The organism is Ottowia sp. (assembly GCF_047975795.1).
In the GTDB taxonomy this organism is placed as follows: domain Bacteria; phylum Pseudomonadota; class Gammaproteobacteria; order Burkholderiales; family Burkholderiaceae_C; genus Ottowia.
This window is the reverse complement of sequence record NZ_JBKEEE010000077.1, coordinates 1-8,153: the sequence shown is the minus strand read 5'-3', so window position 1 is coordinate 8,153 and position 8,153 is coordinate 1. Positions and strand designations below refer to the sequence as shown.

The 8,153-nt window shown below is 60.6% G+C and carries 7 protein-coding genes; 1 reads left to right on the top strand and 6 read right to left on the bottom strand.

Translation table 11 applies throughout. The annotated features are described in order from the left end of the window. Nucleotides 1-307 precede the first annotated feature (307 nt). Entirely contained in the window at nt 308-1,177 is an 870-nt protein-coding gene (locus tag ACK5NW_RS11480; protein WP_416928143.1) for an MOSC domain-containing protein, read from the top strand. Nucleotides 1,178-1,235: 58 nt separating this feature from the next. Here the strand turns inward: ACK5NW_RS11480 and ACK5NW_RS11475 are convergent, their stop codons facing one another. From ACK5NW_RS11475 to ACK5NW_RS11450, 6 genes are all read right to left on the bottom strand, one after another. Next, nucleotides 1,236-2,222 (bottom strand): branched-chain amino acid ABC transporter permease, encoded by a 987-nt coding sequence (locus tag ACK5NW_RS11475; protein ID WP_416928141.1) that lies wholly within the window; start codon nt 2,220-2,222, stop codon nt 1,236-1,238. A 3-nt stretch (nt 2,223-2,225) separates the two neighbouring features. After that, nucleotides 2,226-3,104, bottom strand: a complete 879-nt coding sequence (locus tag ACK5NW_RS11470) for a branched-chain amino acid ABC transporter permease (protein ID WP_416928139.1) — start codon at nt 3,102-3,104, stop codon at nt 2,226-2,228. Nucleotides 3,105-3,154: 50 nt separating this feature from the next. Next, nucleotides 3,155-4,369, bottom strand: a complete 1,215-nt coding sequence (locus ACK5NW_RS11465; RefSeq protein ID WP_416928137.1) for an ABC transporter substrate-binding protein — start codon at nt 4,367-4,369, stop codon at nt 3,155-3,157. A gap of 37 nt (nt 4,370-4,406) precedes the next feature. Next, nucleotides 4,407-5,114, bottom strand: a complete 708-nt coding sequence (locus ACK5NW_RS11460) for an ABC transporter ATP-binding protein (protein ID WP_416928136.1) — start codon at nt 5,112-5,114, stop codon at nt 4,407-4,409. A 94-nt stretch (nt 5,115-5,208) separates the two neighbouring features. Then, nucleotides 5,209-5,982 (bottom strand): ABC transporter ATP-binding protein, encoded by a 774-nt coding sequence (locus ACK5NW_RS11455; RefSeq protein WP_416928134.1) that lies wholly within the window; start codon nt 5,980-5,982, stop codon nt 5,209-5,211. Between the two features lie 92 nt (nt 5,983-6,074). After that, nucleotides 6,075-7,847 (bottom strand): FMN-binding glutamate synthase family protein, encoded by a 1,773-nt coding sequence (locus tag ACK5NW_RS11450; RefSeq protein WP_416928132.1) that lies wholly within the window; start codon nt 7,845-7,847, stop codon nt 6,075-6,077. Between the last annotated feature and the right edge of the window lie 306 nt (nt 7,848-8,153).

The following is an 8,153-nucleotide window of genomic DNA, read 5'->3' as shown; positions in this document are numbered from 1 at the left end:
AAAATCAGGGTCAAGCGAACCAAAAACAGCGCAAAACGATGAGAAATTCAACGCTCGTTTCGCCATGTGAACATTCACGCGTCACCTCGCCCTGCAGCGGGGGTTGTGCAGACCTTCCCTAAATCTTTATTTTTAAAAGTAATCAATCACTATCGTCATGCTTTTTAACTCAATGTAGTGGCCTGTCGACAATGGGGCATGAAGTGCCTGGTCTGGCATCACAGGTGCTTCCTTGCCGCTATGATTTGATGGCTCCGGGCGGGGCACTTGGCTTTATTCATACCTTCTTCATGTCTTGGTCGCCGCTGTGACGATTTCACCTTCTGCCGACCTGCGCGCGCGCGTGGCACACCTGTTCGTTCACCCGGTCAAGTCCTGCGCGGGCGTGGCGTTGTCCGAGGTGCGATTGATGGACACCGGGCTGGATCTTGATCGCGCCTGGATGGTGGTGGACGACACCGGCTGCTTTGTCACGCAGCGCGAACTGCCCCGCATGGCGCTGATTGCGCCCCAGATCAAAGCCACTGAAGTGGTGTTGCGCGCTCCCGGCATGCTGGCGCTGCACCTGGACGTGGACAGGGTGGAAACGCCCACCCGCGCCACGGTATGGCGCGACGAAGTGCCCGCCTGGGACATGGGCCATGTGGCGGCGCAGTGGCTCAGCGATTTTCTGGGCCGCCCCGGCTTGCGGCTGGTGCGCTTTGACCCCGATACCCAGCGCCTGGCCGACCAAAAATGGACGGGTGATGTCGCTGCCCCGGTGGAGTTTGTAGACGGCTTTCCGCTGCTGGTGGTCAGTCAGGCTTCGCTGGACGAGTTGAACGCCAAATTGCAGGCCGCAGGCCACGCTGCGGTGGACATGGCACGTTTTCGCCCCAACATCGTGCTGGATGGCCTGCAAGCGCAAGATGAAGACCGATTGGCCGAGCTGCGTATTGCCACTATCGAAGGTGCGGTGGTGCTGCGCCCCTGCAAACCGTGCAGCCGCTGCCCCATCCCCAACATCGACCCGGCTACAGGGCAGAGCAGCCCCGAGGTGCTGGACACTCTCAGCACCTACCGCGCCAATGCGACGCTGAATGGCGCGATCACCTTTGGCATGAACGCCGTGATCGTCAACGGCCAGGGCCACATGCTGCGTGTGGGCGATGCGGTGACTGCCGACTGGCGGTTTTAAGCCAGATGCTTGGGCAGGCGAAGCCTAATCACGCGTCCGCGTACTGCGGTTTCCCGCTTTACAGTGATTTTTTCAGCAGATGCCCAATTTCGCCCACGATGCCACGGCGAAACAGCAAGACACACAAAACGAAGATGACGCCTTGCACCACCGTCACCCAGGCACCCAGCTGCGCCAGATAGTTTTGCATGGTGACGATGACCGCCGCGCCCACCACAGGGCCAAAAATGGTGCCCATGCCGCCCACCAGCGTCATCAACACCACCTCGCCCGACATGCTCCAGTGCACGTCGGTCAGCGAAGCCAGTTGGAACACGATGGCCTTGGTGGCACCAGCCAAACCCGCCAGTGCAGCTGACAGCACGAAGGCGCGGTGTTTGAATTTGTCGGCGTCGTAGCCCAGCGAGATGGCGCGCGGCTCGTTCTCGCGGATGGCTTTTAACACCTGCCCAAACGGCGAATGCACGATGCGATAAATCAGCAAGAATCCGCCCAGAAACACCACCAGCACCAGGCCGTACATGTTCATGGGTACGGACAAATCCAGCAGGCCCAGCAGCTTGCCGCGCGGCACGGCCTGAATGCCGTCTTCGCCGCCCGTGAAAGGCGCTTGCAGGCTGAAAAAGAAGATCATCTGCGCCAGCGCCAGCGTGATCATGGCGAAATAAATACCCTGCCTGCGAATGGCCAGCAAGCCCACCACCCAGCCCAGTGCGGCAGCGCACAGCGTGGCAGCAACAATGGACAGCTCAGGCGTCAAACCCCAGACCTTGGCAGCGTGGGCCGACACATAGCCGGCACCGCCCAAAAACATGGCATGCCCGAACGACAGCAGGCCGCCAAAGCCCAGCAGCAGATTGAAGGCGCATGCAAACAGCGCAAAGCACATCACCTTCATCAAGAACACGGGGTAGACGCCCAGCAGCGGGGCCAGCACCAGCACGGTCGCCATGATGGCAAACGCGATCTGGTGCGTGCGCGTATTTTTTTCTGAGGTGTTGGCCTGCGCAGACGATTCAGCGGCAGAAATGGATGCAGTGTTCATGGCTTATTTTTGAGTCCCGAACAGGCCAGCCGGGCGAATCAGCAGGACGATGGTCATGATGATGAAAATGACCGTGGACGATGCCTCGGGGTAAAACACCTTGGTCAGCCCTTCGACCAGACCCAGACCAAAGCCGGTCACGATGGCCCCCATGATCGATCCCATGCCGCCAATCACCACCACCGCGAACACCACGATGATCAGATCCGCCCCCATTTGCGGGCTGACTTGGTAAATCGGTGCCGCCATCACGCCAGCCAGCGCGGCCAGCGCTACGCCAAAGCCGTAGGTCAGTGTGATCATGCGCGGCACGTTGATGCCAAAGGCTTGCACCAGTTGAGGATTCTCGGTGGCCGCACGCAGGTAACCGCCGAGCTTGGTGCGCTCAATCACGAACCAGGTGCTCACGCACACCAGCAGTGAGGCAACGATGACCCAGCCGCGGTAGTTGGGCAAGAACATAAAGCCCAGGTTCTGCCCGCCTTGCAGTGCCTCAGGCATGGCGTAAGGCAGGCCGGTGGAGCCATATTCGTTGCGGAAAATGCCCTGAATGATCAGCGCCAGGCCAAACGTCAGCAGCAGGCCGTACAAATGGTCCAGCTTGTACAGCGGCTTGAGCATCGTGCGTTCGATCAGCACACCGGTGGCCCCCACCAGCAGCGGCACGACGATGAGCGCCCACCAGTAATTCAGCCCCAGTTTGTTGAACAGCAGATAAGCCCCAAAAGCGCCCAGCATGTACTGGGCACCATGGGCAAAGTTGATGATGTTGAGCAGGCCAAAAATGACCGCCAACCCGAGCGAGAGCAGGGCGTAGAACGACCCGTTGATCAGCCCGATGAGCAACTGCCCCATCAGGGCCTGGATCGGTATGTCGAACATGCTTGGTGCGCCCTTTGCGTCTCGTCAGATGGCGAATCGGTGACGGATGATTACTTCACCAGCGGGCAGCCGCCATCCTTCAGCGGACGAAATGCCTTGTCTGCCGGGATGGTTTGCAGCACCTTGTAGTAGTCGTAAGGGCCTTTGGACTCGCTGGGCTTCTTAACCTCGACCAGATAGACCGGATGCACTTTACGGCCATCCACACGAACCTGGCCTTTGCCAAACAGCGGATCATCGGTGGGCAGCTCCTTCATCTTGCTGACGGCTTTCAGGCCATCGTCCGAGCCAGCCGCTTCCACGGCCTTCAGGTAGTGCAGAGTCTCGGCGTAAACCCCTGCATGCACCATGGTCGGGTATTTGCCGCTATTGGCTGCTGCAAAGCGCTTGGTCCAGGCGCGTGTGCCGTCGTTCAAGTCCCAGTAAAACGGCGTGGTGATTTGTAAGCCCTGCGCACGTTGAAGGCCCAGGCCGTGCACGTCCGACAGGAACACCAACAGGCCCGCCAATTTTTGGCCGCTGGCCACGATGCCAAATTCAGACGCCTGCTTGATCGAGTTGATGGTGTCGCCACCGGCATTGGCCAGGCCGACGATCTTGGCCTTGGATGCCTGCGCTTGCAGCAAGAAAGAGGAGAAATCCTGCGTGTTCAGCGGCACCTTGACGCCGCCCACGATCTTGCCGCCTGCGGCCTTGACGACCTCGCTGGTGTCGCGCTCCAGCGCATGGCCAAAGGCGTAGTCGGCGGTCAGGAAGTACCACGTATCGCCACCGCTTTTAACCACCGCGCTGCCGGTGCCGTTGGCCAGCATCCAGGTGTCGTACGGCCAGTGCACGGTGGTGGGCGAACAGGCTTTGCCGGTCAGGTCAGACGAGGCCGCGCCTGAATCCAGAAACGCTTTGCCTTTCTCGCGCGCCACTTCGTTGACGGCCAGCGCCACCGAAGATGTAGGCACGTCAACGATCACGTCCACGCCTTCCGAGTCGTACCACTTGCGTGCCACGCTGGAGCCGACGTCGGGCTTGTTCTGGTGGTCGGCCGAAATGACCTCAATCTTGGGCTTGGTTTTGCTGGTCTTCAGAAAATCTTCAACCGCCAGCTTGGCCGCCACCACCGAGCCAGGCCCGCCCAGATCGGCGTACAGGCCCGACTGGTCGTTCAGCACGCCGATCTTGATGACGTTGCCCGACACCTGCGCACCAGCCATGCTGGCCGACAACAGGCCCGCAGCGCCCAACAAGGATGTCAACAGTTTGCGTTTCATGAAAGGTCTCCTTTATAGAAGTGGACTGCCAAAAAAATCAGACACCCAGGTATTCGTGCAACATGTCCATGTTGCCTTGCAACTCTGCGGCGGTGAATTCGCGCACGATCAGGCCGCGCTCGACGATGTAAAAGCGATCGGCCAGCGGCGCAGCAAAGCGAAAGTTCTGCTCCACCATCAGCACCGTGAAGCCCCGTGCGCGCAGCTCACGGATCATGCGTGCCAGCGCCTGCACGATCACCGGGGCCAAACCTTCCGAGATTTCGTCCAGCAACAGCACCTTGGCACCTGTGCGCAAAATGCGCGCTACCGCCAGCATCTGCTGCTCGCCACCCGACAGGCGTCCGCCGGGGCTATTGCGGCGCGTTTTCAGGTTGGGGAACATGTCGTAGATTTCGTCCACGCCCATGCCACCATCGGCTACCTTGGGCGGCAGCATCAGGTTTTCCTGACAGGTCAGCGAGGTCATGATGCCGCGCTCTTCGGGGCAATAGCCCAGACCCAGGCGCGCAATGTGGTGCGGTGGCATCTGGATGGTTTCAACGCCATTGATCTGGATTGAACCCGTGCGCTTGCCCGTCAGCCCCATGATGGCGCGCAGCGCGGTGGTACGCCCGGCACCATTGCGCCCCAGCAAAGTCACCACTTCGCCCGGCTGCACGTCGATGTGAATGCCGTGCAGGATGTGCGATTCACCATACCAAGTGTGCAAGTCCTGAATGCGGATGGCGGGGGTAGTGCTCATATCAGATTTTCACAACGCGCAGTGGCGTTATCCCCCTCGCGCAGCAAGAGGGGGAAAGGTGCCGCAGGCAACTCAGGGGGGGGGCTCGCCATATTCAATGCGCGCCCTGCAAAGCTTCTTCGGCGCTGCCCATGTACGCTTCCAGCACCTGGGGGTTGCGCGACACCTCGTCGTATGACCCTTCGGCAATCACCTGGCCAAATTGCAGCACGGTGATGCTGTCGGCAATGCGGCCCACCACGCCCATGTTGTGCTCCACCATCAGCACGGTGCGGTTTTCGGCCACGCGCTTGATGAGCTGGGTGACCATGTCTACATCCTCGTGGCCCATGCCTTGGGTGGGTTCGTCCAACAGCATCAGCTTGGGCTCCATCGCCAGCGTGGTGGCGATCTCCAGCGCGCGCTTGCGGCCATAGGGCAGCTCGACCGCTTCCAGGGACGCAAACTCGCCCAACCCCACGTGTTCAAGCAGCTCCATGCAGCGGCTGTTGAGCTGGTTCAGCGTGCGCTCGGGCTTCCAGAAGCTGAAGGCGGTGCCCAGTTGCTGCTGCAAGGCCACGCGCACGTTTTCAAGCACTGTCATGTGCGGAAAAGTAGAAGAAATCTGAAATGAACGCACTACGCCACGGCGCGCAATCTGCGCCGGTTTTTCGCGCGTGATGTCGTGGCCGTCCAGCAGGATTTGGCCTCGGGTTGGCTCCAAAAACTTGGTCAGCAGGTTGAAGCAGGTGGTCTTACCCGCGCCGTTGGGACCAATCAGGGCGTGGATGCTGCCCCGGCGGATATTCAAGTTAACGTCATTAACCGCCACAAAGCCTTTGAATTCCTTGACGAGGCCCTGTGTTTGCAAAATGAATTCGCCGCTCATGCGTTATGTGTTGTCCGGTGACTGCTTGTGAAGGCAATCATTATAGGAGCACGCATGCAGCCATTCGATAGGGTTTTACCCCTGCGCGTCGCTCAGGCGACCACGTCGTACCCTGATCTCACCACCTTGGTATCCGCGCCACCGCCGCCACCCGCATCACCACCGTGCGCGCGGTAGTGATCGCGGTTGGCAGTGTCGATGGCGGGCGGCAGGTGCACGGGCTGAAAGCTGTGCGCCGACGCCAGCGGCCAGAACAGCCGATACACCGTGGGCAGGCCGTCCAGGTCATCCAAAATGGCACGCTCGGGCAGCAGCGGCATCAGCGTGGACAGCAGGCGCACCTCAGCGTCGTCGATGCGGCGCACGATGTGGTGTGCGGTGACTTCATCGGTTTCTGTCAGGCCCGCCGCCTGCAACAGCTCTTGCAGGGCATGCAGCGTGTTTTTATGAAACTGCGCCACGCGTGGTGCCTTATCGGCGGGCACCAGAGCGCGTTGGCGCACGGGGTCTTGCGTGGTCACGCCCGTGGGGCAATGGCCGGTGTGGCAGGTCTGCGCTTGCAGGCAACCCACGGCCATCATGAAGCCACGGGCTGAGTTGCACCAGTCGGCCCCCAGCGCCAGCATGCGCACGATGTCGAATGCGGTGATTACTTTGCCCGCACAGCCAATCTTTACCCGCTCGCGCAGGCCCACGCCGCGCAGTGTGTTGTGCACCATGCGCAAGCCCTCTTGCAGCGGCACGCCCACGTGGTCGGCAAACTCCACCGGTGCGGCACCGGTGCCGCCTTCGGCACCGTCCACCACGATGAAGTCGGGCGTGATGTCGGTCTCGACCATGGCTTTGGCAATGGCAAACCACTCCCACGGGTGGCCAATGCACAGCTTGAATCCTGTGGGCTTGCCGCCCGACAGGTCGCGCAGACGGGCCACAAATTGCAGCAATTGCACCGGGGTGGAAAACGCGCTATGCCCGGCCGGCGAGATGCAGTCCTTGCCCTGCGGTATACCGCGTGCGGCGGCAATCTCGGGCGTGACTTTGGCAGCGGGCAACATGCCGCCGTGGCCCGGCTTGGCTCCCTGGCTGAGTTTGATCTCCACCATCTTCACCTGTGGATCGCGCGCCTGCTCGGCAAAGCGCTCGGCGTTGAACGTGCCGTCGTCATTGCGGCAACCAAAGTAGCCCGAGCCAATTTCCCAAATCAAGTCGCCGCCGTGCTCGCGGTGGTACTGCGAAATCGACCCTTCGCCCGTATCGTGCGCGAACCCGCCCATGCGCGCGCCCAGGTTGAGCGCCAGCACCGCATTGGCCGACAGCGCGCCAAAACTCATGGCCGATATGTTGAACACGCTGGCGTGGTACGGCTGCGTGCAAGGCTGCGCGCCCGGCAGGGGTTGCCCCGGTTGTCCGCCAATCCACAGTCGAAAATCGTGCGACGGCAACCGGGTGGGTTGCAGTGAATGGTTGATCCACTCATAACCTTCTGCGCCCACATCCAGTTGCGTGCCAAACGGACGCTGGTCAGGCTCGGCCTTGGCGCGCTGGTACACCACCGAACGCTGTGCGCGCGAAAACGGCTGTTGCTCGGTGTCGCTTTCGACAAAATACTGGCGAATTTCGGGCCGCACAAACTCCAGCAAAAACCGCAAATGCCCCAGCACTGGGTAATTGCGCAAGATGGCGTGTTTTTGCTGCACCAGGTCGTACACCCCTACGCCAACCAATGCGCCAAACACCAGCAGCGCCAGCAGCCCTCGGCCAAACCCGATCAGCGTGAACAGGCTCAGCACCAGCCCCAGCACGCACAGCGCCAGTGTGCTGTAACGGACGGTGTTCCAGAAAGTCAGTTTCGTGGGCAAGGACATGATTTTTATTTCCTTAGAAGAGAACACTTTAAGACCGTATTGACGGTCACACTGCTTTCAGGCTTCACCATCCACCGCAAGCGTTTTTTATATGACAACTGCGATCCGCCAAAAAACCACCACATTGCACACGGGGTCGCGTGGCAACGCTTTTAGAGCGTGTTCAAAGTCTCTGCACGGGTGTATGGGCGCGGCCCCGGGCGGTCTGCTGCGTTGCAAATCCTCGCGATACCGCCAGGTATCGCTGCGGTTTGCGCCTTGCAGCGCATCCCGATCCGCATCCCACACCCCTCACGCTGAGACGTT

Bases quoted from the DNA above. Each gene is read 5' to 3' on its own strand.
- ACK5NW_RS11460 (WP_416928136.1), bottom strand. From the start codon at position 5,114: ATGAGCACTACCCCCGCCATCCGCATTCAGGACTTGCACACTTGGTAT.
- ACK5NW_RS11455 (WP_416928134.1), bottom strand. From the start codon at position 5,982: ATGAGCGGCGAATTCATTTTGCAAACACAGGGCCTCGTCAAGGAATTC.
- ACK5NW_RS11450 (WP_416928132.1), bottom strand. From the start codon at position 7,847: ATGTCCTTGCCCACGAAACTGACTTTCTGGAACACCGTCCGTTACAGC.
- ACK5NW_RS11465 (WP_416928137.1), bottom strand. From the start codon at position 4,369: ATGAAACGCAAACTGTTGACATCCTTGTTGGGCGCTGCGGGCCTGTTG.
- ACK5NW_RS11470 (WP_416928139.1), bottom strand. From the start codon at position 3,104: ATGTTCGACATACCGATCCAGGCCCTGATGGGGCAGTTGCTCATCGGG.
- ACK5NW_RS11475 (WP_416928141.1), bottom strand. From the start codon at position 2,222: ATGAACACTGCATCCATTTCTGCCGCTGAATCGTCTGCGCAGGCCAAC.